A 26,365-nucleotide genomic window follows, 5' to 3' on the forward strand; every position below is an offset into this window, starting at 1 on the left:
ACGGGCGGTTCTGACCGCATTCAAGCCCGAACGCCCATATTAGCGGATTGAAACTTGCCTGGAGGCCGCCATGACCAGAGTTATCGCTACCGCGTTGACTGCCCTGTTGCTGTGCACGGGCGTTGCCACGCCAACCATGGCCCAATCGTTCAAGTTCGGCATGTTCTTTGGCGATGAGCGATCGGACTTCTTTCCCGAACGCATCACTTGCATGACCAACTATCAGATCCGCCAGGCCGTGGCCGCCGAGGGCTTCACCAATATCTATCTGAACGTGCCCAACGACAAGCATATCGAAGTGCGCGCCACCCGAGACGGCTGGGTCTACCTGCTCGATTTCAACTATTGCAAGGGCCGGATCGAAAGTGGCCGCCAGCTACGCCGGGCCAACTGATCCCAACAGATGAGACAAATGCCGTCCCAAGATTGGGCGGCGAGTTTACGATCTGTTTGCTTCTCGGGAGCACTTTCTTAAAGGCCCGCTGGTAGAACAACGGACATACGGTTTTTGTCTGGAGTTGCCGTATGCGAGCCGACCGGGATCATAGTACTGCGTATCCGGTCTCTGCCGGTTCGCTCGCCTTCAATGTTTGGCCGCAAGCCGGGTTTTCTAGTTTTGCGTACCGGCTGGCCAAGCTTACTGCCCCGCGTTCTGGGGTTGTCGCCATCGTTACAGCCCTGTTTTATCTGGTGTAACCGCCGCCAATTGATTTTGGCGGCGTTACGCGTTATTCATCGCCTCACGCCAGATACCAACCGAGGGAGGGCGCGATGACCACCATGTTCGAGCACCGCTCTCGCGGCCCTGTTTACGCCCTGTGGCTCAAGCTGCAGGGCTGACCGGTACTGGTACGGACATAATTTCCTGTCTCCCATTCTGGTTTGCCCTTCGTGGCGGTCCCTGACCGCAATCTGACGGCATCGGCGCGCCTGAGAGGCCGCCACACCAAACGAGACAAGAAATGGGCTCCATCAGCCTCCGTAATGTCGGCCTCGTGGCCACCGACACCCTGTTTTCCAATCTGAACTTCGTCATCGGCGACGGTGACCGCGTTGGCCTCGTCGCCGGGAACGGCCGCGGCAAGACAACCCTGCTGCGCGCAATGGCCGGGCAGGGCGAACTGACCTCAGGCGACATCGTCCGCTCGCGCGGCCTGACCGTGGGCTATGTCGAGCAGGACATGCCCGCCGCCAGTCTTGGCCTTACGCTCTATGAAGCTGTACTCGAGGCCCTGCCTGTGGCCGATCGCGATGCCGATAGCTGGAAGGTCGATGTCGTGCTCGACGAGTTCGAGACGCCCGCGGCGATGCGTAACCGCAAACTGACGGAATTGAGTGGTGGCTGGCAACGCATCGCACTGATTGCCCGCTGCTGGGTGCTGCAGCCAGACGCGCTGCTGCTCGACGAGCCAACCAACCATCTCGACCTGGGCAAGCTCTACCAACTCGAAAACTGGATCAACCAGGCGGCCCGCAACATCCCGGTGGTGATTGCCAGCCATGATCGGCAGTTCCTCGACGCCACCACGAACCGCACGCTATTCTTGCGCCCCGACACCTCCCACTTCTTCGCCATGCCCTATAGCAAGGCGCGCGTAACGCTGGCGGAAGCAGATGAAGCAGCCGAGGCCAAGCGAGAAAAGGATCTCAAAGAGGTCAGCCGGCTGCGCAAACAGGCGGCCAAGCTCACCAATATCGGGATCAACTCAGGCAGCGATCTGCTGACGGTGAAGTCCAAATATCTGCGGGAGCGGGCCGAGAAGATCGAGAACACCGTAATGTCGCTGCACAAGGAGCGCAGCGGGGACATCCGGCTGGGCAATAGCGGCGCTCACTCCCGCGTCATGCTGAGCATCGAGAAGGTCGATGTGACGACGCCGACAGGCGAAAAACTCTTCCGCATTGAAAAGCTGCATATTTTCCAGGGTGACCGGGTGGTCATTCTCGGCCGCAACGGCGCGGGCAAGTCGCAGCTTATCGGGCTCATCCACCGGGCGATGACCGGGACAGCTGCGGCGGGGATCCGCGTGGCACCACAAACCGTGCCGGGTCACATCGATCAGGCCATGTCGTTCCTGCCGACGCGGGACTCACCGCTGGGCTATATTACGGGCCGATTTGACCAAGGCGACCAGCGCAGCAAGAGCCTGCTCGCCGGAGCGGGGTTTGCTGTCGAGAAACAGGAGCGCCCGATCGCCGAGCTTTCCTTCGGGCAACGAGCCCGGCTGGGACTATTGGCAACTCGACTGCAGGAACCCAACTTCTACCTGCTCGACGAACCCACCAACCACGTCGACATCGCCGGACAGGAGCGACTGGAACAGGAGATCCTGGAGCACGGCGCAACCTGCATCCTGGTGTCGCATGACCGCAGTTTCGTGCGCGGATTAGGAAGCCGATTCCTGCTGATCGAGAATCGAAAACTCGTAGAAGTCGACGACCCTGAAAGCCATTTTGCGGAGATGGCACGGGAGCCGTCGTAATCATCTGTGCCGGGGCCGAATTGCTCACCCCCGGCGAGAAGTTCTTAAGGGATTCTACCTAGTATTTGTTTTATCGCAGATATTTGGGGGTTCCCGATGACTCTGGAGACTGTTGGCGATGGTTCGCCTTCTGCACAATCTGGATTGAACGACGTACGCTTTATCGGCGCGGTACAGGGGCGATATGTGCTCTCTGGACGCCGCGCTGGTGCCGATGGCAAACCCGCTGTCTATGCGTGCCGGCTCTGCTCGATCTCGACCAGCGTTGCCGTTTTGATCGGCCCAGTCGTCGGCGCGCCCGGTGAAAAGATCACCGCCCACTTCGAACCTTTTGGGATCCTGCATGGGACAGTCGGGCACAAGGTGACTGACGGTTTTGCCATGGACCTGGTCCTGTCAGAGGCAGAACGGAACGCCTTGATCGGCAAGATCGTCTGGCAGCGCCGGCGCGCCACCAAGCAGGCACCGGACAAACGCACTCACAAGCGGTTCGCCCCGCGCGATCCACGCACGATACTCACCCTGCGGGACGGACGGCGCATTCCAGGCTTCGTCATCGACGTATCGGCATCCGGCGTCGCAGTCTCGGCCGAACTGAGCCCCGACCTGGGCACGCCGATGATCGTCGGCAAAATGGTGGGCTATGTCGTGCGGCGTCTCGAAGTCGGATTTGCACTCAAATTCGCGGAGCCGCGGGAATATGAGCAACTGGAGACACTGCTCACAACGCCGGATCAGCAGTAGCCTAGACACAAAAAGGGCCCCGCGCGGGGCCCTTTTCAATTCCTGCGACCCTTAGGCCGAGTAGTACATTTCATATTCGACCGGGTGCGGGGTCTGGTCGATACGGATCACTTCAACCATCTTCAGCTCGATGTAAGCGTCGATGAAATCGTCATCCATGACGCCGCCGACCTTGAGGAAATCTCGGTCCTTGTCGAGCTGTTCGAGCGCTTCGCGCAGGGAGCCCGACACGGTCGGGATTTCCTTGAGCTCTTCCTTCGGCAATTCGTACAGATCCTTGTCCATCGGATCGCCGGGGTGGATCTTGTTCTTGATGCCGTCGAGGCCGGCCATCAGGAGGGCGGTGTAGGCGAGGTAGGGGTTTGCCAGCGGATCGGGGAAGCGCACTTCCACGCGCTTGGACTTCGGAGACTGGCCGAACGGGATACGGCAGGAGGCCGAACGGTTGCGAGCCGAGTAGGCCAGCAGGACCGGAGCTTCGAAACCGGGCACCAGGCGCTTGTAGCTGTTGGTGGTCGGGTTGGTGAAGGCGTTGATGGCCTTGGCGTGCTTGATCACGCCGCCGATGTAATACAGCGCGTCCTGGCTGAGGCCGGCATACTGGTCACCAGCGAACAGCGGCTTGCCGTCGCGCCAGATCGACATGTGGCAGTGCATGCCCGAGCCGTTGTCGCCATAGATTGGCTTGGGCAGGAAGGTTGCGGTCTTGCCATAGGCATTGGCGACCTGCTGCACGGCATATTTGTAGATAAGCACGTCGTCGGCCGACTTGATCATGGTCTTGAACTTGATGCCAAGTTCATGCTGGGCGGACGCCACTTCGTGGTGGTGCTTTTCGATGATGACGCCCATCGAGCCCATGGCTTCGAGCATCTCGCCGCGGATATCCTGGGCGCTATCAACGGGCGGGACCGGGAAGTAGCCCTTCTTGAGGCCGATATGGTGGCCGTTATTGCCGCCTTCGTAAGCCGTGTCGTTGTTGGACGGCAGTTCGGGGTGATCGACCTCGAAGCCAACCTTGAACGGAGTGTTGGAATACTTCACGTCGTCGAAGATGAAGAATTCGGGTTCCGGGCCAAACACGACTGTGTCGCCAACGCCGGTCGACTTGACGAGCGCTTCGGCCTTCTTGGCGATCGAGCGGGGATCGCGGTTGTACGGCTGGTAGGTGGCCGGCTCGAGAATGTCGCAGTTGAGCGCGAGCGTGGCGGCCGAGAAGAACGGATCGACATAAGCCGATTCCGGATCGGGCATCAGAACCATGTCGGACTCGTTGATGGCCTTCCAGCCAGCAATCGAGGAGCCATCGAACATCACGCCTTCTTCGAACATGTCGATATCAACGACGCTTACATCCATGGTGACGTGCTGCAGCTTGCCGCGCAGGTCGGTGAAGCGCAGGTCAAGGTACTTGATGTTCTCATCCTTGAGCTTCTGGATGATGTCGCTTCCGGTGGTCATTTGGTTTCCCCTGTCTAGGTCGGAATGCTTGTTGTGTGTCTACGGCGGGCTGCGTCTAGGGTGGAGGCCCCTAGAGCGCGTCGTCGCCGAATTCTCCGGTACGAATGCGAATGGCCTGTTCGATCGAGTAGACAAAAATCTTCCCGTCGCCGATGCGGCCCGTTTGCGCGGCATTGCGAATGGCTTCGATGGCCTTTTCGGCCAGCTCGTCAGGGCAAACGACCTCGACCTTCACCTTGGGCAGGAAGTCGACGACGTATTCTGCACCGCGATAAAGCTCGGTATGACCCTTCTGGCGCCCGAAACCCTTGGCCTCTGTCACAGTAATGCCCTGCAGACCAACTTCCTGCAGCGCTTCCTTGACCTCGTCGAGCTTGAACGGCTTTACGATAGCCTCGATTTTCTTCATTTGAGCCTCCACGTGCCGCATTCGGCGGATACCGCCAACCCGTATGCACGGCCTGTGCCACGCTGCCAGACAGGAGAAAAAGCCAATTAAATAAAAGGCTTAACCGGAGTAGCTGAGGCACTCCAAGGCGGGCAGAAAGCCAGGGTTGGCTAAAACAGCGCCAACATGCACAAATCTTGTGCACTCGTCCATTGCCGCCATGCCGCACGGCTAACGAAACGACTTGCCGCTGAAATAAGGGGCAGGGCGCCGTTACGCCCAGCATTACAGGCAAATTGCCAAGCAAGGCTTTGACTGGCTTTACGTCTTCATATAGATGCAACCCCAACCCGGCCAACGGGTCCTTTAGCGGGCGTGGCGGAACTGGCAGACGCACTGGATTTAGGTTCCAGCGCCGCAAGGCGTGGAGGTTCGACCCCTCTCGCCCGCACCACATGGACTTGGCCCTGAGATCAATGAATACGGGACACAAACCGAATGCAGGTTACCGAAACCCTCAATGAAGGCCTGAAGCGCAAGCTGAACGTCGTCATTCCGGCCGCTACCCTCAACACGCGCCTCGACGCCAAGCTCGAAGAGCTCAAGGGTCAGGCCAACATCAAGGGCTTCCGTCCCGGCAAGGTGCCACTGTCTTACATCCGTAAGCAGTTCGGCCGTTCGGCCATGTCCGAAGTGATGACCGACGCGATCAACGCGACCGTCTCCGACACACTGGACGAGCGCAAGGAACGCGCTGCCGCACAGCCCAAGGTTGACCTGCCCGAAGATCAGGCCGTCATCAACGAAGTGCTGGATGGCAAGGCCGACCTGTCGTTCGTGGTGGAATATGAAGTTCTGCCCCCGGTCGAGCTGATGAAGCTGGACGGCGTGAAGCTGGTCAAGCCGGTGGTCGACATCACCGATGAAGAGCTCGACGCCGAAGTGAAGCGCGTGTTCTCCCAGAACCGCGGCTACACCGACAAGGGCGACGAAGGCGTCGTCGAGAATGGCGACCGTCTGGGTCTGTCGTTCGTCGGCAAGATCGACGGCAAGCCCTTCGACGGCGGTTCCTCGGACCATGGTCACCTGACCGTTGGCTCGGGCGAATTCATCCCCGGCTTCGAAGAGCAGCTGATCGGGATGAAGAAGGGCGAGACTCGCGAAATCGAAGTCACGTTCCCCAAGGATTACCAGGCTGAAGAACTGGCCGGTAAGAAGGCCCAGTTCGACGTGACCATCCTGCATGTCGATGGCCCGAACCAGGGCGAGCTGGATGACGAATTCGCTCAGCGCCTTGGCGTTGAGAACGTTCAGGCCCTGCGCGATGCCGTGAAGACTCAGATGGAAGCAGCCCTTGCCTCCATGAGCCGCCAGCACGTGAAGCGCCAGATCCTTGACGCACTCGACGATGGCCACAAGTTCGACGTGCCGGCACAGCTGGTCGACGCCGAGTTCAACACCATCTGGCAGCGCGTCCAGCATGAAGTTCAGAGCCACGGCCGTTCCTTCGAAGACGAAGGCACCACCGAAGAAGCCGCTCGCGAGCAGTACAAGAAGATCGCCGAGCGCCGCGTGCGCCTGGGTCTCGTGGTCGCCGAAATCGGCAACCAGAACGACGTGAACGTGACCGAAGAAGAGCACCAGCAGGCGCTTATCGCTGAAGTCCGTCGCTTCCCGGGCCAGGAACAGCAGGTTTACGACTACTACCGCAAGAACCCCCAGGCTCTTGCCGGTCTGCGCGCACCCGTGTTCGAGAACAAGGTCGTCGATTTCGTTGCCGAAAAGGGCGAAATCTCTGAAAAGAAGATGACCCGCGAAGAGCTCGGCAAGCTGATCCAGGCCGACGAAGATGAAGTTCCGGAAGAGCACCACCACTAAGGTGCCCTGAGGAGAAATACAGAAGCCGCCCAGAAATGGGCGGCTTTTTGTTTGTGGAATGATCCACCTGCACCAATCTGGCTGCAGTCGCATTGCAACTGACAGGACCCGCTCGATGACGAACTCGCCCGTGGATACGCTGCTCACGCCCCAGCAGATGGCGGAGGCAGACAAACTGGCGCTGTTGAGCGGGATCAAGCCCTTCCGCCTGATGGAGGCCGCCGGCAAGGCGGTCGCAGAGGCGATCATCGAGCACTACTACCAGCGATCCGTTCTCGTGCTGTGCGGCCCCGGCAACAATGGCGGAGACGGCTTTGTGGTCGCGCGGCTGCTTAAGCAGAAGGGCTGGCCCGTGCAGCTTCGGCTGATCGGCGACCGCGAGACCCTGAAGGGCGACGCCGCCATGGCTGCCGAACAATGGACCGGACGCGTCGAGCGGCCGACTGCAAAGGATCTGGAAAGCGCCGACCTGATCATCGACGCGCTGCTTGGGGCGGGGCTGGATCGTGACGTAGAAGGTGAGTTTGCCGAAATCATAAATGCGGTGAACGCCTGCGCCCGGCCGGTGGTGGCCATCGACATGCCCAGCGGCATAGACGGCGCGACGGGCGCGCCCCGCGGCACCGCCATTATTGCAGAGATGACGGTCACCTTCTTCCGGCTCAAGCCGGGCCACCTGCTGCAGCCGGGCCGGGACCGGTGCGGTGAAGTCGTGCTGGCCGATATCGGCATGCCGGAAAGTGTGCTCGAGACGATCGCATCGACCGCCTGGCAGAACACCCCAGGACTATGGTCGCTGCCGGTGGCCAGCAATGAGGGCAACAAGTTTCATCGCGGGCACTGTGTCGTGGTGTCAGGAGGGCCTTTGCAGACCGGTGCCGCCCGCCTCGCGGCCATGGGGGCATTCCGAATCGGAGCGGGCCTAGTGTCCCTCGCCGGATCCGAAGAGGCTTTGATGGTGCACGCGGCCCACGTCACCTCGATCATGCTCAAGCCGACAGACGACACAGACGACCTAGTGGAGTTGCTTGAGGACAAGCGTATCACGGCGGTTACCATAGGCCCGGCAGCGGGCGTTGGTGCGGAAACGCGGGACAGTGTTCTGGCCATCCTGCAATCGGGTCAAGCGACTGTGCTGGATGCCGATGCCATCACCAGCTTTGCCGGCGATGAGGCAACGCTTTTTGAGGCCATCAAGGCCAATCCCGAGCGCCCGGTGGTCCTGACGCCGCACGAAGGGGAGTTCGCGCGACTGTTTGGCGATGTGCCCGGCGGCAAACTGGAGCGCACCCGAGCGGCAGCTGCCTATGCCGGCGCGATCGTGGTGCTCAAGGGCAGCGACACTGTCATCGCTGCACCGGACGGGCGGGCCGCGATCAATGCAAATGCACCGGCATGGCTGGGCACGGCGGGATCTGGCGACGTGTTGGCGGGGATGATCTCGGGCCTGCTGGCGCAGGGCATGGAGGGCTGGGAAGCCAGCTGTGCAGGCGTGTGGCTGCATGCTGAGGCCGCGAACCGCTTTGGCGGCCCCGGGCTGATCAGCGAAGACCTGCCTCTACTTGTGCCGGGCGTGCTGGCGAGTTTGTGATCCCTGATCAGCGAAAATCACGCTTATGGCCCGGCACGAACGACGCAAACGGGCAAGATGCCTTGCTCCCGCCGAAAAAATCGCTAGTTCAGGAGCCAACAATTTCTAGGAGCCATGCCGTGAGCGACCTGACCCTGAACCAAGCTATCGAGAACATCTACAGCTCGATCAAGAACGACAACGAAGACCTCGACGCCCACATCGCGGCCCTTAAGGCAGCGATGACCCGCGAAGGCGCCAAGGAGGCCGTGTTCGAGCCTTCCAAGCTCGCCCAGTCCAATCGCCAGGGCCGCAAGATCATGCAGTCCTACTTCAAGAAAAAGGGTGTCGCGGTCAGCTTCACGTCCTGAGACCTGTCCGCAATCGGGGTGGCATTCACCTTGCTGCCGAACTGCTATTGAAGCTGGCCCCAATGCCGCCTATCTCTGCCTTTACCGGCCATTAAGGCTGCATAGTCTGCAATCGACCGTCGCGTTGATTCGAAATTTTGGCATGATCCCCGGACCCCCGATGTCCGAGTTCGGGAAGGGATCGTGTTTCACTCCAAGAAGGCTGGCCAGTCCGCGACACGGCTCAGCAAAGGGGACATCACATGCGGGATCCGCACGAAGTTTACATGAACACGCTCGTTCCCATGGTGGTCGAGCAGTCCAATCGGGGCGAACGCGCTTTCGATATCTACTCGCGCCTGCTGCGTGAGCGCATCATTTTCGTGACCGGTGTGGTCGAGGACAATATGGCCTCGCTCATCGTGGCACAGCTGCTGTTCCTCGAATCGGAAAACCCGAAGAAGGAAATTTCGCTCTACATCAACTCCCCTGGCGGCGTGGTGACGGCTGGTCTGTCGATTTACGACACGATGCAGTTCATCCGTGCACCCGTTGGCACGATGGTGATGGGGCAGGCGGCTTCCATGGGTTCACTGCTGCTCGCATCGGGCGAACCGGGCATGCGCACGGCTCTGCCGAACTCGCGGGTCATGGTTCACCAGCCTTCCGGCGGCTTCCAGGGTCAGGTTACCGACATCCTGATTCATGCCAAGGAAGTCGAAGGTTTGAAGCGCCGTCTTAATCAGATCTATGAAAAGCACACCGGCCGCACCTACGAGGAAATCGAACGCGCTCTCGAGCGTGACAATTTCCTCTCGGCCGAAGAGGCCAAGACCTTTGGTCTGATCGACAATGTCTGGGACAAGCGCGCTGTGCCAGAGGCGCAGGCCTGATTGGGTCCTGCGTTAAGCAGATTGTCGATGCGCCGTGGACTGTGATCCAGACGCAATTGCACGTGGCCGGATCGATCTTTAGGATCGGTTCGGCTTAGACTTTGTTTATGCCTTGAGCGTTACCGTCTCAGATAACGCTTGATCCGGAGGCGCTCAGCCTCCTCAGGAGTGACAGGATGTCCAAAGAGACAACGAACGGCGAATCCTCAAAGAACACGCTTTACTGCTCGTTCTGCGGGAAATCCCAGCATGAGGTTCGCAAGCTGATCGCCGGTCCGACCGTGTTCATCTGTGATGAATGCGTCGAGCTGTGCATGGACATCATCCGCGAAGAGAACAAGACCTCCATGGTCAAGTCCTCCGATGGCGTGCCGACACCCGCAGAAATCTGCAAGGTGCTCGACGACTACGTCATCGGCCAGTTCCGCGCCAAGCGCGTGCTCTCCGTGGCCGTCCACAATCACTACAAGCGCCTGCATCACTCGGCCAAGAATCAGGACATCGAGCTTTCTAAGTCGAACATCCTGCTGATTGGCCCGACCGGTTCGGGCAAGACGCTGCTGGCTCAGACGCTGGCCCGTATTCTCGACGTGCCGTTCACCATGGCCGACGCCACCACACTGACCGAGGCCGGCTATGTCGGTGAGGATGTAGAGAATATCATTCTCAAGCTCCTCCAGGCTGCCGACTACAACGTGGAAAAGGCCCAGCGCGGCATCGTCTATATCGACGAAGTCGACAAGATCAGCCGCAAGTCGGACAATCCGTCGATAACTCGCGATGTATCCGGCGAGGGCGTGCAGCAGGCCCTGCTCAAGATCATGGAAGGCACCGTGGCTTCCGTTCCGCCCCAGGGCGGCCGCAAGCATCCGCAGCAGGAATTCCTGCAGGTGGACACGACCAATATCCTGTTCATCTGCGGCGGCGCGTTTGCTGGCCTTGAGAAGATCATCTCCGCACGCGGCGAAGGTTCGGGTATCGGCTTTGGTGCCACCGTCAAGGACCCCAACGACCGTCGCGTCGGGCAGATCCTGGCTGACGTCGCTCCGGAAGACCTGGTGCGCTTCGGCCTGATCCCCGAGTTCATCGGCCGTCTGCCAGTTCTGGCAACGCTCGAAGACCTCGATATCGCAGCGCTGATCGAAATCCTGACCGCTCCGAAGAACGCCCTGGTGCGCCAGTACCAGCGCCTGTTCCAGATGGAAGAGGTTGAGCTGACCTTCCACGAAGACGCCCTCAAGGCGATCGCCGAGAAGGCCATCGAACGCAAGACCGGCGCCCGCGGCCTTCGCTCCATCATGGAAGCGATCCTGCTCGACACCATGTACGACCTGCCTTCGCTCGAGGGCGTGGAAGAAGTGGTGATCAGCGAGGAAGTGGTGCGGGGCAAGGACGTGCGTCCGCTCTACATCTACTCCGAGCGCAAGAAGGACGAAGTGCCTGTAGGCGCCTAGTCGCTTCTCGATAATTGAAAATGCCGGTCTAGATGCCCGGCATTTTTGTTTAGGCGGCTGCCTGCGGGCGCGGTCCGACATAGACCGACAACGGGCGGATGAGACGACCCGTCATCACCTGTTCGCGCGCATGGGCAATCCAGCCACCGACGCGGCCCATGGCGAAGACGCAGGTGAACGACTCGCGTGGGAAGCCGAGGGCTTCCAGCAGAAGCGCAGTGTAGAACTCCACGTTGGTCTCAAGCGCCCGATCAGGCTTCTTGTGTTTGAGCAGCTCCAGCGCCGCAGCCTCGACGCCTTCGGCCAGCGCAAGGCGGGCAGGGTCAATGGCACCGCCGGCCGCCAGCAAACGCACGGCACCCTTGAGCGCATCCGCGCGGGGGTCACGCACCCGATAGACCCGATGACCAAAGCCCATAAGCCGATCACCTCTGGCTAGGGCGTCCTCCAGCCAGGTCTCGGCATTGGCCGGCTGCCCCACCGCATCAAGCATGTCGAGCACCGGCCCGGGTGCGCCGCCGTGGAGTGGCCCCTTGAGGGCGCTGAGGGCGGCCAGAACGGAGGACGTCAGGCCTGTCTGCGTCGAGGCAACCACACGAGCTGCAAAGGTCGACGCGTTGAGTCCATGGTCAGACACCGTGACAAGATAGCGATCGAGCGCAGCGACCTGTTGCGCGCTGGGCGTCGTGCTCAGAGTCATGGCCAAAGTATCCGCAGCATGGCTGAGCGCGGCATCGGGTGCGATCGGCGCCAGGCCCTGGCGCAGGCGAAGAAGACCAGCGGTGAACACCGCCGGGGCGGCGACCAAGCGCAGAGCGACATCAAGACCGTCACCGTCTTCCAGCCGCGCCAACAGAGCGCGCATCGCTTCAACCGGCGTCAAGGCGAGGAGCGCATCATCGACCGAAGCAAGGTGCGGGAACACGGCAGCACGCGCAGCACCGAGCGCGGCGGGCAGGTCCTTGAGGTCGTCGAAGAAGCCATCGAGCAGTCGCGCCAGAACATCCTCATAGCGGCTACCGGCGACCAGATCGTCCAGCGAAGCGCCCCGGATGATCAGGCGGCCATTCGTGCCGTCAACGTCGGACAAAACGGTTTCGGCCGCGACCACATCTTCAAGACCACTTTTCATTTGGTTCTCCTGCTTTGTGTTGTGATCCAGAAATGGGATAGAGTACGTTGACGTCAATCTTGACCTATTGGATCAATGTCAGATGGAATGGCTCACCTCCGCCGAAGCGCTGACGCTGTTGGGCACGCAACCCCAGACGCTCTACGCCAATGTCAGCCGGGGCCGCATCAAGGCCAAACCAGATCCGGCGGATAGCCGGCGAAGCCTCTATCGCGCCGATGATGTCAGGCGGCTCGCACAGCGCGCGGCCGGGCGGCGGAAACAGGAAGCCGTCGCCGCTGGCGCCATGCGCTGGGGCGAGCCGGTGATGCCCACCAGCATCTCGACGGTGGAAGACGGGCATCTGCTGTATCGGGGCCGCAAGGCGACCGAGTGGGCCAAGGCGGCGAGCCTTGAGGATACGGCTGCCCTTCTCTGGCAGGTCAACGCCTACACCCCCGCCCCTGTAACCACATTGGCCGGGGGCTCGATGCGCGACCTGTTTCTGGCCCTGGCGGAGCGCGTCCCAACCGATCCTCCCAGCCTGGGGCGTTCACAAACCGCGCTGGGCAGGGAGGCTTCGGCCGTCCACGCGACCGTTGCGAATGGGCTCTTTGGCGCCACATCGGCAACTGCGCCGTTACATGTGCGTGTCGCCGCACACTGGGGTCGACCAGAGGCGGCAGAGGCAATCCGATGGGCGCTTGTGCTGCTGGCCGATCACGAACTGAATGCCTCGACCTTCGCCGCGCGTGTTGCAACATCGACGGGAGCATCGCTGTCCGCAGCGGTTCTCGCGGGTCTGGCGGCACTCACCGGGCCACTACACGGCGGCGCGGCGGTCGCGGCGCAGGCGTTGGCAGCTGAAGCAGAGACCCGAGGTGCCGAAGCCGCCATCATGGCGCGGCTGGGGCAGGGCGTGCCCGTACCTGCGTTCGGGCACCAACTCTATCCCGAAGGCGATGCGCGGGCGGCCGCTCTATTGGCGCGGTTCACGTCGCCAGCGCACTATCGTGAGTTGCAGGAGGCGGCTGAGGAAATCACTGGAGACAAGGCCAATATCGACTTCGCGCTGTCGGCCATGACGGCAGCATATGGCCTGCCGGAGGACGCGCCGCTGACGCTGTTCGCACTCGCACGCAGCGTCGGTTGGCTGGCCCATGCCCTTGAGCAGGTCAGCCAGGGACACCTCATCCGGCCGCGTGCGCACTATATGGGCGCAAGCTAGGCAACTTCGACAAGCCTGCTCGCAGCACCTATCCACCCGATGAGTTCGCCGTAGAGGTTCTTTGGGTCTGCGAGCTCGGGCACTAGGTCGAGGGCAGGGCCCCCGCGACCAACCAGGTCATGGACCAACCGGAGAGCGGAGAAGTCTTCGATGGCGAATCCGACGGAATCAAAGACCGTGATATCCGCATCGCTCGTACGGCCATCCTTGATTCCGGCTAGGACTTCCCAAAGTTCCGCTACTGGATAATTCAGGGGCGCCTGCTGGATTTCGCCCTCTACGCGACTCTGCGGGGCAAACTCGACGACATATTTCCCGACATCGAGAATATCCGCGTCGAGCTCCGTTTTGCCCGGGCAATCGCCGCCGATAGCATTGATATGGGTGCCGGGGCTCAGCATCGCCCTGTCGATGACCGAAACCTTGCCTTTGACGGCGGTGCAAACCGTAACGACGTCAGCACCATTCACCGCTGCTGCGACGCAGGGTGAGGGCACGAGCGTAAGGCCAAATCCGGCCGCATTGGTCATGAACTTGTCGACGGCGCGCGGATCAGGATCATAGACGCGGATCTCGCTGATCCCCACCAAAGCCTGGAAAGCGAGCGCCTGGAACTCCGATTGAGCACCCGCGCCAATGAGAGCCATGACCCGGCTGTTCCGCCGCGCCAGAACGCTTGCGGCGAAGGCGGAGGTAGCAGCGGTGCGCAGGGCAGTCAGCAAGGTCATTTCGCTGATCAGCAGGGGGTAGCCCGTCGCCACGTCAGCCAGCACGCCGAATGCCGTAACGGTGAGCTTACCCATCCTGGGGTTGCTCGGATGCCCGTTGACGTACTTGAAGCTGTAGAGTTCGCCATCGGAAGTCGGCATCAACTCAATCACGCCGACCTTCGAGTGGCTGGCAACGCGCGCGGACTTCTCGAAGTCGGGCCAGCGCGCAAAGTCGGACCGGATGTATCCGGCCAACCGGGTGAGGAACTCGACAATGCCGGTGTTCTGCACCAGCGCCCGCATGTCGTTCACGCCGATGAATTGGGTCATGTTTCCTCCCCAGGTTGCTTCACGCGCCGCTCATGGCGTCTTTGATTTCAATGCCCGCCGCATGGCGCGGCATGATCTGGCGGCCGAACAGGCTCGCGACGAGATCCACCAGCAACCGTGCGCTCATTCCGGCGTGGTCGAGATACGGGTTGAGCTCCACGATATCGAGCGAGCCCATCAGGCCACTGTCGTGGATCATCTCCATGACGAGATGAGCCTCGCGGAAATTCAGTCCGCCAGCCACAAGGGTGCCGGCTCCAGGGGCGATGGATGGGTCGAGAACATCCACGTCGAGGCTGACATGCAGATGCCCGCCGACGGCCTCGACCCGGGCGAGTACCTGCCGCATCACTGCCACCACACCGCTCTCATCGATCCGGCGCATATCGACGACATCCACGCCGCGCTCCTCCAGCAATTGCCGCTCGGGGCGGTCAATGGAGCGGGCGCCGAAAATGGTCACGTGCCGTGGGTCGATCCTCCCGCGCCAGTCGCCGTCATACTCGGGACCAAAGTCGGGTTCGCCACAGAGCAGGGCCAGCGGCATGCCGTGGATATTGCCGGTTTCCGAGGTGGCGGGCGTGTTGAAATCGCCATGAGCGTCGATCCAGAGCACGAAGAGCGGCTTGCCATTCGTGGCGCAGTGGCGCGCAACACCGGAAATCGAACCCATTGAGAGGCTGTGATCGCCACCCATGAAGACGGGCAGCCGGTGGGCCCGCAGCGACGCAAGGGCACTGTCGCTGCTTTTATGCGCCGTGGCGATCACCTCGGCCTTGCGCTCGTGCGACAGGCGCCAGGGAATGCCGCCACTCAGCCGCGGTCCGGCAGTGATGTCGCCCTGATCGCTGACTCCGTGACCAAGGGCCGCCAAAGTTTCCGACAGGCCAGCAACGCGCAGCGCTTCAGGGCCCATACCGCTACCCCGGCAAGACGCGCCCGCGTCGCTGGGAATGCCGTACAGATCAATCTCACGCGCCGCAGTCTGGTCCATCTGGATCCTCCATTTGAGATCCAGTTTGGCGACGACAAGGATGAGCGAAAAGCCAGAATTGTGATAGATTTGTGCAGCAGACTGCTCACTTTGACAACCGCGAGTGCACAAAATGACTCTTGATGACCTCGACCATCGCCTGATCGCTTTGCTCCGCGCCAATGCCCGCACACCGGTGGCCAAGCTCGCCATCGACCTCAAGGTGTCGCGGGCCACGGCCAAGGCCCGCATCGATCGGCTGGTCGAAGGCGGGGTCATTGCCGGGTTTACGCTGGTCATGGCTTCCGCGCCCAGCCAGGGCATCAGGGCCATCACCATGGTGGAGGTGGATGGCAAGCACGAGGCCAGCGTCATGAAGCGCCTGCTAGGAATTCCCGAGGTCCGGCAACTGCACAACACCAATGGGCGCTGGGACATGGTCGCAGAACTCGAAGCGCCCAATGTGGAGGCCTTCGACGACCTGTTGCGGCAGATCCGCCAAATCGACGGTATCGCCTCGACAGACACAAGCATCTTGTTAAAAGCCCGCCGGACGGTAGGGTAATCGCGCGCATCGCGATGCCAGATGGTTCCCGGAGGGGAAATGAACCAGCTAGGCCTAAAACAATTCAGCGACCTGACGTCGATACTGTTTTCGACGGCGCTGGATTCTTCGCGCTGGCAGGAGTTCCTGACCCGGCTCTCGTCGCACACGCAGTGCGTGAACACCCATCTCTATGGCTATGACATTGCGACCAGATTCTCGTTGCCGCCGCTGCAGCACGGGTACGATCCAGCCTATCTACCGTCGTATGTGAACTACTACAGCGCACAAAATCCCTGGGCACCCGGACTGGCACGCGCCGCCGTCGGCCAGACAGTCACTACTGCTGAGACCCTGTCTGAGCAGGACCTGATGAAGACGGAATTCTACAACGACTGGCTGCGCCCGCAGGGGGATCTCAGAGCCGGCGGCGGCGTCGTTCTCGCCAACGAAAATGGCCGGTTCTTCGTTCTGGGCGGCAATATTGCAAAACGGCACGCAGACAACGAACAGGGGTGGCTGCGCACGCTGACGCTCTTGTCGCCGCATATGCAGCATGCCCTGGCAATTGCCCGGGTAGTCTTTGCCGGCAGCGTCGCCAAGGTTGCGGCGGAACGGCTCGGCACCACCGAAACCAGCGCCGTCTTCGCGGTCGATGCGCAGCGCCGGGTGATTTATGCCAATAGGCCGGCCCAGTCGCTGGTGGAGGGCGGCAGCGTGCTTGGGCACGGCCCCAGCGGCCGGTTGGCGTTTGACGATGCCGACATAGATCACGCCTTTGCGCTCGCAGTGGCGGGTATGGGCAAGCTCCATTCGCCGCTCGCCAGCGCCATGCAATTCCGGGATTGCGATGGGCACCTTTGGAACCTACGTCTGGCCAATATCGAGGGCAGGGACCTCACTATCGGTCCACCAGGGCTGAGTGACGGACCGCTGATGCTGGTTACGCTCTCCCGCGATGAGGCAAAGGCCGACCGCGCCCAGGCACTGCGCAGGCGGTTTGGCCTTACGTCCAGCGAGGCGGAAGTGGCACTTGGCCTCGGTACGGGATTGACCCTGCGCGAAATAGCCGACCACAGGGGCACCTCGCTGCATACGGTGCGCGACCAGCTCAAGGCGGCGCTCAGCAAGACTGGCACCCGTCGGCAGGTCGAACTCGTGCGGATCGTCGAACGGCACCAGCAGATAACCAACCCAGACGGCTGAATGCAGGGCACAACGGTGTTCCCATGTCTTTCCGCATATCTCCTGTGCGTTGATGGGAATAGAGTGACAATTCGGCCAAGCTTGACTTGCGATGCTGGCGGGCGGACCTATTTATTAACCGGAATCAGCCCAGCCTTCGGACTTGGAGCTGTCTACAACGGGCGCGCTACCATCTCCCTTTCTCCGCGCGCCCCGGAAAGGATACGAGATGACGGACGTCACCCCCGCTACTGGCGACTTCAGCCGGGACCGGGTTTACCCAGTTCTCCCTCTGCGTGATATCGTCGTTTTCCCCGGCATGATCGTGCCGCTGTTCGTTGGCCGTGAGAAATCGGTCAAGGCGCTTGAAGAAGTCATGCGCGACGACAAGCACATCCTCGTCGTCACCCAGAAAAACGCGCAGGACGATGATCCGGCGCCCGACCAGATTTATGAGACCGGCACCATCGCCACGGTGCTGCAGTTGCTCAAGCTGCCGGACGGCACCGTAAAGGTGCTGGTCGAGGGGCTGAATCGCGCCACGATCGATCGCTACCTGCAGACTGAAGAGTACTTTGAGGCCGAGGCATCCATCCTGCCCGAGCCCGAGGAAGACGCGACTGAAATCGAGGCGCTGGCGCGCTCGGCTGCAACCGAGTTCGAGAGCTATGTAAAGCTCAACAAGAAGATTTCGGCCGAGGTCGTGGCCGCCGTTGGCCAGATCGAAAACAATTCCAAGCTCGCTGACACCATTGCCAGCCACCTGGTCATCAAGATCAACGAAAAGGAAGACCTGCTCTCGACCGTATCGGTTGCCGAGCGCTTCCAGAAGATCCTTGGCCTGATGGAAGGCGAGATCGGTGTTCTGCAGGTTGAGAAGCGCATCCGCTCGCGCGTCAAGCGCCAGATGGAGAAGACCCAGCGCGAGTACTACCTCAACGAGCAGATGAAGGCGATCCAGAAGGAGCTGGGCGACGGCGAAGAAGGCAGCAACGAGATCGCAGAGATCGAGGAGCGCATCGCCAAGACCCGCCTTTCGAAGGAAGCCAAGCTGAAGGCCGAGGCCGAGCTGAAGAAGCTCAAGGCCATGAGCCCGATGTCGGCTGAAGCCACGGTCGTCCGTAACTATCTCGATACGCTTCTGGGCCTGCCCTGGGGCAAGAAGAGCAAGGTCAAGCGCGACCTGGCCCTGGCCGAGAAGGTACTGGACGAGGATCACTATGGCCTCGAGAAGGTCAAGGAACGCATCCTTGAATATCTGGCAGTGCAGGGCCGCACCGGCACCCTCAAGGGGCCGATCCTCTGCCTCGTCGGTCCTCCGGGTGTCGGCAAGACCTCGCTTGGCAAGTCGATTGCCAAGGCGACCGGTCGTGAGTTCGTGCGCATGGCGCTCGGCGGCGTTCGCGACGAGGCTGAAATCCGCGGTCACCGCCGGACCTATATCGGCTCCATGCCCGGCAAGGTCATCCAGTCGCTCAAGAAGGTTGGCAAGTCCAATCCGCTCTTCCTGCTCGATGAGATCGACAAGATGGGTCAGGACTTCCGTGGCGATCCGAGCTCGGCACTTCTCGAAGTGCTCGATCCCGAGCAGAACCACACCTTTGCCGACCACTATCTCGAGGTCGACTATGACCTGAGCGACGTGATGTTCGTGACCACCTCGAACACGCTCAACATTCCCGGCCCGCTGATGGACCGCATGGAGATCATTCGCCTGTCCGGCTACACCGAGCAGGAGAAGCACGCGATCGCCAAGCAGCACCTGATTCCGGAAGCGCTCAAGGAAAACGGCCTCGCCCATGGCGAGTTCGAACTGTCCGACGAGATGCTGACGGCCTTGATCCAGCGTTACACCCGTGAAGCGGGCGTGCGTAACCTTAAGCGCGAAATCAGCAAGCTGATGCGCAAGGCTGTGACCGAGATCGTCAAGACCAAGGTCAAAACCGTCGTGATCGACGAAGAGAAGCTCACCAAGTATCTCGGCGCCGATATTTACAAGCACGGCGAGATCGAAGCGGAATCGCAGGTTGGTCTGGTGACCGGCCTCGCCTGGACGTCAGTCGGCGGCGAGCTGCTGACTATCGAAGGCGTGATGACGCCGGGCAAGGGTCGTATGACCGTTACCGGCAACATCAAGGAAGTGATGAAGGAATCGCTGACTGCGGCGACCGCTTACGTGCGCTCGCGTTCGATCGATTTCGGCATCAAGCCGCCGATGTTCGACACGCGCGATATCCACGTCCACCTGCCTGAAGGGGCCACTCCCAAGGATGGCCCATCGGCCGGTATCGGTCTGGCAACGGCGATCGTTTCGGTGATGACGGGAATTCCGGTGCGCAACGACGTCGCCATGACCGGCGAAATCACGCTGCGGGGCAGGGTGCTGCCCATCGGCGGGCTCAAGGAGAAGCTGCTTGCAGCCCTCCGCGGTGGCATCAAGACCGTGCTGATCCCTGAAGAAAATGTCCGCGACCTCGCCGAGATCCCGGACATCGTCAAGGAAGGCATGGAAATCGTGCCGGTGAGCCGGATGGACCAGGTCATCGAGCGGGCGCTTGTTCGCAAGCCCGAGCCGATCGAGTGGAACTTCGACGAACCCACGCCGGCTGTCTCCACGACAGTCGACACGGGCGATGATGCAACCGCCGGCCTTCCGCACTAAGGCGGGAACATGAATAAGAAAACGGCGTCCCTCGGGGCGCCGTTTTTTTTGACCAAAAGGCCGACACTCCTGACGAGGCATGTCAGCACCATCCCCGACAAGGGCCACCGGCGGGGTTGTAACGCTCCCGTGAACACCCTACCTCCCGATTCCCAGAGGTGGCGCACCCGCAGGAGCATCGAGTGAACAAGGCCCTCGTCGTAATTCTCGCCGCCGTCATGCTGGATGCCGTTGGAATCGGTCTCATCTTTCCGATTTTACCCGCGCTGCTGCGCGAGGTCGGACACACCAGCGAAGTCGCGACTCTCCTGGGAATCATGCTGGCGCTCTATTCGGCCTGCCAGTTCCTGTTCTCACCAATTCTGGGCGTACTCAGCGATCGATTCGGACGCCGGCCCATCCTGCTCGTTTCGTTGGCTGGCGCGGCGATCGACTACTTGGTGATGGCATTTGCTCCCGAGCTCTGGCTGCTGGTGCTCGGACGAGCCATCGCCGGCATCACCAGCGCCAATATGGCGGTGGCAACGGCCTACATCACCGATATTTCCACCGAGGAACAGCGCGCCAAGCGCTTCGGCTATTTCCACGCCATGTTCGGAATCGGTTTTATCATCGGGCCGGTACTCGGCGGAATTCTGGGCGACTACTGGGTGCGCGCGCCATTTATTGTGGCGGCGATACTCAACGGCATCAACTTCGCGCTGGCGCTGTTCGTTCTGCCCGAATCGCGTCTTGGCGCGCCAGGCACCAGGTTCACTCTCGACACCCTCAACCCGTTTGCACCGCTCAAATGGGCCTTGAGCTTCAAGTCGCTGATTCCCTTGATGGGAATATTCGTCATCCTCAACTTCGTAGGCACGGTCTACGGAACCACCTGGGCGATTTTCAGTGAGGACGCCTTTCAGTGGAACGGCATGACGATCGGCCTGTCGCTGGGCGCTTTTGGCGTGTTCCATGCCCTGGCGCAGGCTTTTCTAACAGGTCCTGCAGTAGCAAAGCTCGGCGAGCGATGGGCTCTTGTGGTCGGCATGGCGTTTGAAACCGGGGCCATGCTCACTCTGGCCTTTGCAACTCAGGGTTGGATTCTGTTCGCGATGGCGCCGGTTTTCGCGTTGGGAGGCATCGGCATGCCGGCGCTGCAATCCCTAACGACCCGGCAGGTTGGGGCCGATCGGCAAGGCCAATTGCAGGGCGTTCTGGCGAGCCTGGTCAGTCTGGCGGCGGTGTTCGGGCCACTCTTTTTCAGCTTCATCTACTACGAGATTCGCGACACCTGGCCGGGCATGATCTGGCTGATCGCGATAGCAGTTTACCTGCTGGCGCTGCCCTTGATGCTGGGAATCAGGCGGAGCGCCCCGATCCCCGAAAGTGTCGGCAAATAGTGCACAAACAGCCAGAAAAGCCCCGAAAACCGGGCAAATATTTCAATCCGGTCTTGCGGGGTCGTTTTTTCCGGTCCATTAACGTCACTGCACCGTCCGGCCTCGCAAAAGCCCCGGAAATCCTTGCTTTTCTAATAGAATCGACCAAGGGTTGCCGTGATTTAGGTTCGCCAGCGAGGGCGGGCAATCCACTGTGAGGAAACGCAATGAACAAGAACGATCTGGTTGGCGTCGTCGCCGACAAAGCGACGATCACCAAGGCACAGGCCGCTGAAGCGGTTGACGCAGTGTTCGAAGCCATTACCGGCTCCCTGAAGGCTGGTGAAGAAGTCCGCCTCGTCGGTTTCGGCACCTTTGCCGTTTCGCAGCGCAAGGCATCGACCGGCCGCAACCCGGCTACTGGCGCAGAAATCCAGATCCCGGCCTCCAACCAGGCCAAGTTCAAGCCCGGCAAGGGCCTGAAGGACGCGATCAACTAAGATCGTTCCTGGATCGGCAAACTGATTGGCCCCGAGCGCATTGCGCCGGGGCCGATTTATTTCCGCTGTTGACGCTGGCGGAGTTCGGCCCTATCAGGGGCCACCTCAACGGGCATTGCCCCGGAGGGCGATTAGCTCAGTTGGTAGAGCGCCTCGTTTACACCGAGGATGTCGGCGGTTCGAGTCCGTCATCGCCCACCATTTTCCTGCCGAGGGCAGGTTTCCCCAAGCCTTAAATATCAAGCGTTATCCGGCTCACCACCGCGGTGGGCTTTTTGCGCGTAAACATTTGTCCCCACGCACCATTTTCCACAGCCTCGAGGGTTTTTCATGAAAATGTCGTCGGGAACATTTCGCTCGCTTGACTTCGATAAGGGTGCTCGGTAAACGGACACCACGTTGCGCGAACGACTTGTTCGCAAGCGCTGCGGGAGTAGCTCAGTTGGTTAGAGCGCCGGCCTGTCACGCCGGAGGTCGCGGGTTCGAGCCCCGTCTCTCGCGCCACTTCTCACGAAGTGTGCCGCAGAATACGATTACGAACAGCCGCAAGGTTTGTTCGCAAGCGCTGCGGGAGTAGCTCAGTTGGTTAGAGCGCCGGCCTGTCACGCCGGAGGTCGCGGGTTCGAGCCCCGTCTCTCGCGCCACCCTTTCTCAGGGTTGCGCATATTACCTCCCCTTCACATAGACTTGCCCTCAGGACAGCGCTGTGCATCCGCTTCATTTTGGCGTGAACGCTGTGATCTATATGCCGTGGCAGCGCATATATGTGGTGAACTGAAATCAGTCAGCGAACCAGGGGTCCACCATGTCCCGCTCCCACGCAGTTGCCCAAACCAGATTCTCACCTTGGCGAGTCGCCTTTGCGTCACTGCTTCTCATCCCGGCCCTTGCGCTGGGGCTGTGGCGGCAACCGGCTGCGCAGGAAGCCCCGGTGGTGATTCCACCTCCCTCGGCCAGCCTGGCGGAATCGGGCACTTCGGCCACTGCGGTCTTTGCCGGCGGATGCTTCTGGGGAGTGCAGGGGGTCTTCCAGCATGTCAAAGGCGTGACGCGGGCCGTCTCCGGATACTCCGGCGGCGCAGCAAGCACGGCGACCTACGATCAGACCACCAGTGGCACAACCGGACACGCCGAAGCAGTGGAGGTGACCTACGACCCGTCCGTGGTCAGCTACGATGAGTTGATGCAGATCTACTTCTCAGTGGCGCACAATCCCACCCAGCTCAACTTCCAGGGCCCTGACCACGGCACCCAGTATCGATCCACCATTTTCCCGGTGAACGACGCCCAAGCGTCGGCGGCGCGCAGCTACATCGCGCAGCTTGATTCGACCGGGCTTTTCAGCGGGCCCATCGTCACCACCATCGAGCCGCTGAAAGCCTTCTATCCCGCCGAGCAGTACCACCAGGATTTCCTGACGCTCAATCCAACCTGGCCCTACATTGTGGTCAACGACCTGCCCAAGATCGAGGCTCTCAAATCAGTGTTTCCGACGGAGTATCGCGCGGACCCAGTGCTGGTCGGCACACTGTGATTCCGCAGAGGACCAGCAACACCGGGCGCATGCCCCACTTTTGCCGCCCGCTGGACCAGATTTGGCCGACATAAGCGTCAACGATTGAGAGGGCGGTGATTTCCTCGCAACCGCACAGCAAGACTCGCATACCCCGCGGAACCGGCATCGTTTGGCCGCGTTCCGTCAGTCCCGACGCCTAGCCAGGAGGACAGCGATGCACCTGCTTACGAAAGCTGCCCTTGCAGCCCTCACGCCTGCGATTTCCATGGGCACCGCGTCGGCGGCCGATATGATCACGATCGGCACCAGCACCCCCGTGGAAGTTCCGCTTTATCAGGATCCGGGCTTCGATTGGGCTGGCTTTTATGCCGGCGTGTACGGCGCAGCGCAGAGCAGCGCCGCCGCCGACTCCGAATACGGTCTCGGAATTCAGGTTGGCGTGAATGCCCAGTTCGACTTTTACCTGGTCGGAGCGGAAGTGGCCGTGCACGGGCTCACCGGAGGCGCAGTAGGGGACACAAGCTACGGCCAAATTCTCGGGCGCGCCGGCTTGGTCATCACCGACGATGTGCTGGTCTACGCAGCAGGCGGCTACGGAATCGATCTTGGCCCGCCAGATGAGCGCGATGCGTTGCTGGGCGGTGGCGTCGAGTTGGCGATCACAGACAATGTCTCCGTCGAAGCCCAATACCTGCACGGCTTCCCGATCGACGGCGGCAATGCCAAGGATCAGTTCACGATCGGCGCCAACTTCCACTTCTGACCTGCAGCGAGACTCATCCGGTCCCCCCTGCGGACGTTCCCAATTTTGCGGCAGCTTGGCATGAGTCTCTTGACGAGCGACTCACGCTCGCCCAGATTGCGTCACCTCGACGCCCCATATACGGGCCCGAAAGCTGCAATTTGTATCAAATTGGGCCAAATGCGCGACATTGGCGCAACACTACCCGCAAATGGTCATCGAATTTTATCCCCATTGCCCAATTTGGGCGACCGCGGGGTTGTCACGCGCGTTATGCTGAGGCATCTATCGGTCGACTACGGTTAACTCTATGGGAGTGCAAGATATGTTTGTACGTTCGCTTACCCTCGGTGTGGCTGCTGCCGCGCTGCTCGTTGGTGGTGCTCAGGCCGCCGACCTCATCATCCCGACCACCCCGCAGCCGATCTATGAAGCTGCTGGTTTCAACTGGGAAGGCCTGTACGCAGGCGTTCGCGTCGGCGGCCAGTTCACCGGCTCCGACGTCAGCACCTATGCCGGCACCCCCGTCAACACCACCTCGGGTGTTCTCGGCGCCGCTGTCGGCGTGAACTTCATCCCCGTCGATCCTTTCCTGATCGGCGCTGAAGTCACCGGCGACTACCTCTGGAACAACTCCTTCAGCACCGGCGAATTCTTCGCTAACCTGCGTGCTGGTGCTGTCGTGACCGACTCGGTTCTCGTCTACGCAATCGGTGGTCTCGGCACCAACAACCGCACTGGCTTCAACCAGGGCGTGTACCAGCTCGGTGGCGGTGTTGAACTCGCAGTGACCGACGCGATCACCGTTCGCGGTGAACTCGTTGGCCAGGGCGACTTCGACGGTGCAGCTGACTCCTTCTTCGAAGGCGCCAAGGCAACCGTCGGCGTGTTCTACCACTTCTAAGATTTGCAATCGGGCAGGGCTGCTTCTGCAGCCCTCCTGACCTAGCGTCTTGCAAACCCAATTCGGCGAACCGGTCACCCGGTTCGCCGTTTTGGTTTATGGCACTTTCTACCCCCTGGGCTTTCGCAGCCGACCGAGTCGGTGCCACCCCAGAATACGATCACGACCATGCCGATTTGGGCGGCCTTTCGCGCGCCAACCACGCACATTCTCGCTGCTGATCTGCAGAAACAATCCTCAAGCATCACCGAGTGTTGCGGGCATCTCCAATCCGATACATGATTGTTTTGCTCATATTTTCTTTCCCTTGAAACGTATTAGCCAAAGGGCTAAGCCCAAGCCATCAACTGTCGCGTTGGTTCGCTTGCCCCAATTGCTCGTGGAACTCTCGCTGCCCGGTTTCTTGACCGGATAAAAAAGCAGGCTGCCGCATGACTGATTTGCTCAGCGACTATTTGCCGATCGTAATTTTCATCGCTCTTGCAGGCGTGATCGGCCTCGCTCTTCTGGTCGTTCCATTCATTGTTGCCGTAAAAAACCCTGACCCTGAAAAGGTGTCTGCTTTCGAAGCCGGCTTTGACGCCTTCGATGACGCGCGCATGAAATTCGACGTTCGGTTCTACCTCGTGTCGATTCTCTTCATCATCTTCGACCTGGAAGTCGCGTTCCTCTTTCCGTGGGCCGTGGCCTTCCGCGATGTCGGCTGGTTCGGCTTCTGGTCGATGATGATCTTCCTCGCGGTGTTGACCGTCGGCTTTATCTACGAATGGCGTAAGGGGGCCCTGGAATGGGATTGAGTGAACCCAACGGTACGCTGGTTGCGCCGCGTCCTACTGGCGTTATCGACCCGCGCACGAACAAGCCTGTCGGCGCCAATGACCCTTTCTTCACCGACGTGACGGATGAGCTTGCCGACAAGGGCTTCCTGGTCTCGACGGTCTCTCAGCTCGTCACTTGGGCCCGTACTGGCTCGCTGATGTGGATGCAGACCGGCTTGGCGTGCTGCGCCGTCGAAATGATGCAGATGTCGATGCCGCGCTACGACATTGAGCGCTTCGGCACCGCGCCGCGCGCCTCGCCGCGCCAGTCTGACGTACTGATCGTCGCCGGTACCCTGACCAACAAGATGGCTCCGGCCCTGCGCAAGGTCTACGACCAGATGCCAGAGCCCCGCTATGTCATCTCCATGGGCAGCTGCGCCAACGGCGGCGGCTACTATCACTATTCCTATTCGGTCGTGCGGGGTTGCGATCGTGTGCTGCCGGTGGACGTCTACGTGCCCGGCTGCCCTCCTACCGCAGAAGCACTTCTCTACGGCATCTTGCTGCTGCAGAAGAAAATCCGCCGCACCGGCACCATCGAACGCTAGGTCACCAGT

General features: G+C 60.8%; 24 protein-coding genes and 4 tRNA genes. 23 read left to right on the forward strand and 5 right to left on the reverse strand.

Going from position 1 to position 26,365, the window contains the following annotated elements:
* The first annotated feature begins 70 nt into the window (after positions 1–70).
* The 3 genes from ACZ5WT_RS15645 to ACZ5WT_RS15655 all read left to right on the forward strand — a co-directional run bounded on the left by ACZ5WT_RS15645 (position 71) and on the right by ACZ5WT_RS15655 (position 3,227).
* Positions 71–394, forward strand: coding sequence for a hypothetical protein (locus ACZ5WT_RS15645; protein WP_464284704.1), 324 nt, complete (start codon positions 71–73; stop codon positions 392–394).
* Positions 395–962: 568 nt separating this feature from the next.
* Entirely contained in the window at positions 963–2,483 is a 1,521-nt protein-coding gene (locus ACZ5WT_RS15650) for an ABC-F family ATP-binding cassette domain-containing protein (protein ID WP_464284705.1), read from the forward strand.
* 96 nt (positions 2,484–2,579) lie between these two features.
* The gene (locus ACZ5WT_RS15655; protein WP_464284706.1) at positions 2,580–3,227 is read left to right on the forward strand and encodes a PilZ domain-containing protein; all 648 of its coding nucleotides are present in this window, start codon (positions 2,580–2,582) and stop codon (positions 3,225–3,227) included.
* 51 nt (positions 3,228–3,278) lie between these two features.
* Here ACZ5WT_RS15655 and glnA read toward each other — a convergent pair whose 3' ends face one another.
* Together glnA and ACZ5WT_RS15665 are read right to left on the reverse strand one after the other, a co-directional pair.
* On the reverse strand, positions 3,279–4,688 hold the full coding sequence (glnA, locus tag ACZ5WT_RS15660) for a type I glutamate--ammonia ligase (protein WP_464284707.1): 1,410 nt from the start codon (positions 4,686–4,688) through the stop codon (positions 3,279–3,281).
* Between the two features lie 70 nt (positions 4,689–4,758).
* Positions 4,759–5,097 carry a P-II family nitrogen regulator gene (locus ACZ5WT_RS15665; protein WP_035079039.1) on the reverse strand — a complete coding sequence of 113 codons (339 nt, stop codon included), beginning with the start codon at positions 5,095–5,097 and terminating at the stop codon, positions 4,759–4,761.
* A gap of 348 nt (positions 5,098–5,445) precedes the next feature.
* Between ACZ5WT_RS15665 and ACZ5WT_RS15670 the strand changes: the two genes are divergently transcribed.
* The 6 genes from ACZ5WT_RS15670 (at position 5,446) to clpX (ending at position 11,221) form a co-directional block, all read left to right on the forward strand.
* Positions 5,446–5,530 (forward strand) — tRNA-Leu (locus ACZ5WT_RS15670).
* 44 nt (positions 5,531–5,574) lie between these two features.
* Positions 5,575–6,954, forward strand: coding sequence for a trigger factor (gene tig / locus ACZ5WT_RS15675; protein WP_464284708.1), 1,380 nt, complete (start codon positions 5,575–5,577; stop codon positions 6,952–6,954).
* Positions 6,955–7,069: 115 nt separating this feature from the next.
* A complete protein-coding gene (locus ACZ5WT_RS15680) occupies positions 7,070–8,545 on the forward strand; it encodes an NAD(P)H-hydrate epimerase (protein ID WP_464284709.1) in 1,476 nt (491 codons plus the stop codon).
* A 119-nt stretch (positions 8,546–8,664) separates the two neighbouring features.
* The gene (locus ACZ5WT_RS15685) at positions 8,665–8,895 is read left to right on the forward strand and encodes a hypothetical protein (RefSeq protein WP_464284710.1); all 231 of its coding nucleotides are present in this window, start codon (positions 8,665–8,667) and stop codon (positions 8,893–8,895) included.
* A 242-nt stretch (positions 8,896–9,137) separates the two neighbouring features.
* Positions 9,138–9,767, forward strand: coding sequence for an ATP-dependent Clp protease proteolytic subunit (locus ACZ5WT_RS15690; protein ID WP_464284711.1), 630 nt, complete (start codon positions 9,138–9,140; stop codon positions 9,765–9,767).
* Between the two features lie 176 nt (positions 9,768–9,943).
* Complete coding sequence (clpX, locus tag ACZ5WT_RS15695; RefSeq protein ID WP_464284712.1) at positions 9,944–11,221, forward strand: ATP-dependent Clp protease ATP-binding subunit ClpX; 1,278 nt, start codon at positions 9,944–9,946, stop codon at positions 11,219–11,221.
* Positions 11,222–11,270: 49 nt separating this feature from the next.
* Here clpX and ACZ5WT_RS15700 read toward each other — a convergent pair whose 3' ends face one another.
* Positions 11,271–12,353 (reverse strand): citrate synthase/methylcitrate synthase, encoded by a 1,083-nt coding sequence (locus tag ACZ5WT_RS15700; RefSeq protein ID WP_464284713.1) that lies wholly within the window; start codon positions 12,351–12,353, stop codon positions 11,271–11,273.
* A gap of 82 nt (positions 12,354–12,435) precedes the next feature.
* Here ACZ5WT_RS15700 and ACZ5WT_RS15705 point away from each other — a divergent pair, with 82 nt between their 5' ends.
* A complete protein-coding gene (locus ACZ5WT_RS15705; protein ID WP_464284714.1) occupies positions 12,436–13,560 on the forward strand; it encodes a citrate synthase in 1,125 nt (374 codons plus the stop codon).
* Here the strand turns inward: ACZ5WT_RS15705 and ACZ5WT_RS15710 are convergent.
* Together ACZ5WT_RS15710 and rocF are read right to left on the reverse strand one after the other, a co-directional pair.
* Positions 13,557–14,600 (reverse strand): ornithine cyclodeaminase, encoded by a 1,044-nt coding sequence (locus ACZ5WT_RS15710; RefSeq protein WP_464284715.1) that lies wholly within the window; start codon positions 14,598–14,600, stop codon positions 13,557–13,559. The genes ACZ5WT_RS15705 and ACZ5WT_RS15710 overlap by 4 nt on opposite strands.
* A gap of 19 nt (positions 14,601–14,619) precedes the next feature.
* Positions 14,620–15,594: an arginase gene (rocF, locus tag ACZ5WT_RS15715; RefSeq protein WP_464284716.1), complete on the reverse strand. Its 975-nt coding sequence runs from the start codon at positions 15,592–15,594 to the stop codon at positions 14,620–14,622.
* 112 nt (positions 15,595–15,706) lie between these two features.
* On the opposite strand from rocF, the gene ACZ5WT_RS15720 reads away from it, so the two are divergent.
* The 13 genes from ACZ5WT_RS15720 to ACZ5WT_RS15780 all read left to right on the forward strand — a co-directional run bounded on the left by ACZ5WT_RS15720 (position 15,707) and on the right by ACZ5WT_RS15780 (position 26,356).
* A complete protein-coding gene (locus ACZ5WT_RS15720; protein ID WP_464284717.1) occupies positions 15,707–16,138 on the forward strand; it encodes an Lrp/AsnC family transcriptional regulator in 432 nt (143 codons plus the stop codon).
* A gap of 39 nt (positions 16,139–16,177) precedes the next feature.
* Positions 16,178–17,323 (forward strand): helix-turn-helix transcriptional regulator, encoded by a 1,146-nt coding sequence (locus tag ACZ5WT_RS15725; protein ID WP_464284718.1) that lies wholly within the window; start codon positions 16,178–16,180, stop codon positions 17,321–17,323.
* A 208-nt stretch (positions 17,324–17,531) separates the two neighbouring features.
* On the forward strand, positions 17,532–19,964 hold the full coding sequence (gene lon / locus ACZ5WT_RS15730) for an endopeptidase La (protein ID WP_464284719.1): 2,433 nt from the start codon (positions 17,532–17,534) through the stop codon (positions 19,962–19,964).
* 182 nt (positions 19,965–20,146) lie between these two features.
* Positions 20,147–21,346 (forward strand): Tet(A)/Tet(B)/Tet(C) family tetracycline efflux MFS transporter, encoded by a 1,200-nt coding sequence (gene tet / locus ACZ5WT_RS15735; RefSeq protein ID WP_464284720.1) that lies wholly within the window; start codon positions 20,147–20,149, stop codon positions 21,344–21,346.
* Between the two features lie 206 nt (positions 21,347–21,552).
* Entirely contained in the window at positions 21,553–21,825 is a 273-nt protein-coding gene (locus tag ACZ5WT_RS15740) for an HU family DNA-binding protein (protein ID WP_300281988.1), read from the forward strand.
* Between the two features lie 125 nt (positions 21,826–21,950).
* A tRNA-Val gene (locus tag ACZ5WT_RS15745) sits at positions 21,951–22,026 on the forward strand.
* A gap of 226 nt (positions 22,027–22,252) precedes the next feature.
* Positions 22,253–22,329, forward strand: a tRNA-Asp gene (locus ACZ5WT_RS15750).
* 63 nt (positions 22,330–22,392) lie between these two features.
* Positions 22,393–22,469 (forward strand) — tRNA-Asp (locus ACZ5WT_RS15755).
* A 161-nt stretch (positions 22,470–22,630) separates the two neighbouring features.
* Positions 22,631–23,359: a peptide-methionine (S)-S-oxide reductase MsrA gene (gene msrA / locus ACZ5WT_RS15760; protein WP_464284721.1), complete on the forward strand. Its 729-nt coding sequence runs from the start codon at positions 22,631–22,633 to the stop codon at positions 23,357–23,359.
* Between the two features lie 196 nt (positions 23,360–23,555).
* Entirely contained in the window at positions 23,556–24,104 is a 549-nt protein-coding gene (locus tag ACZ5WT_RS15765; protein ID WP_464284722.1) for an outer membrane protein, read from the forward strand.
* A gap of 304 nt (positions 24,105–24,408) precedes the next feature.
* The gene (locus tag ACZ5WT_RS15770; RefSeq protein WP_464284723.1) at positions 24,409–24,987 is read left to right on the forward strand and encodes an outer membrane protein; all 579 of its coding nucleotides are present in this window, start codon (positions 24,409–24,411) and stop codon (positions 24,985–24,987) included.
* Positions 24,988–25,418: 431 nt separating this feature from the next.
* On the forward strand, positions 25,419–25,784 hold the full coding sequence (locus ACZ5WT_RS15775) for an NADH-quinone oxidoreductase subunit A (RefSeq protein WP_464284724.1): 366 nt from the start codon (positions 25,419–25,421) through the stop codon (positions 25,782–25,784).
* Entirely contained in the window at positions 25,775–26,356 is a 582-nt protein-coding gene (locus tag ACZ5WT_RS15780) for a NuoB/complex I 20 kDa subunit family protein (RefSeq protein ID WP_464284725.1), read from the forward strand. Before ACZ5WT_RS15775 ends, ACZ5WT_RS15780 begins: the two co-directional genes overlap by 10 nt.
* The last annotated feature ends 9 nt before the right edge of the window (positions 26,357–26,365 follow it).

It is taken from the genome of Devosia sp. T2-14, assembly GCF_055397495.1.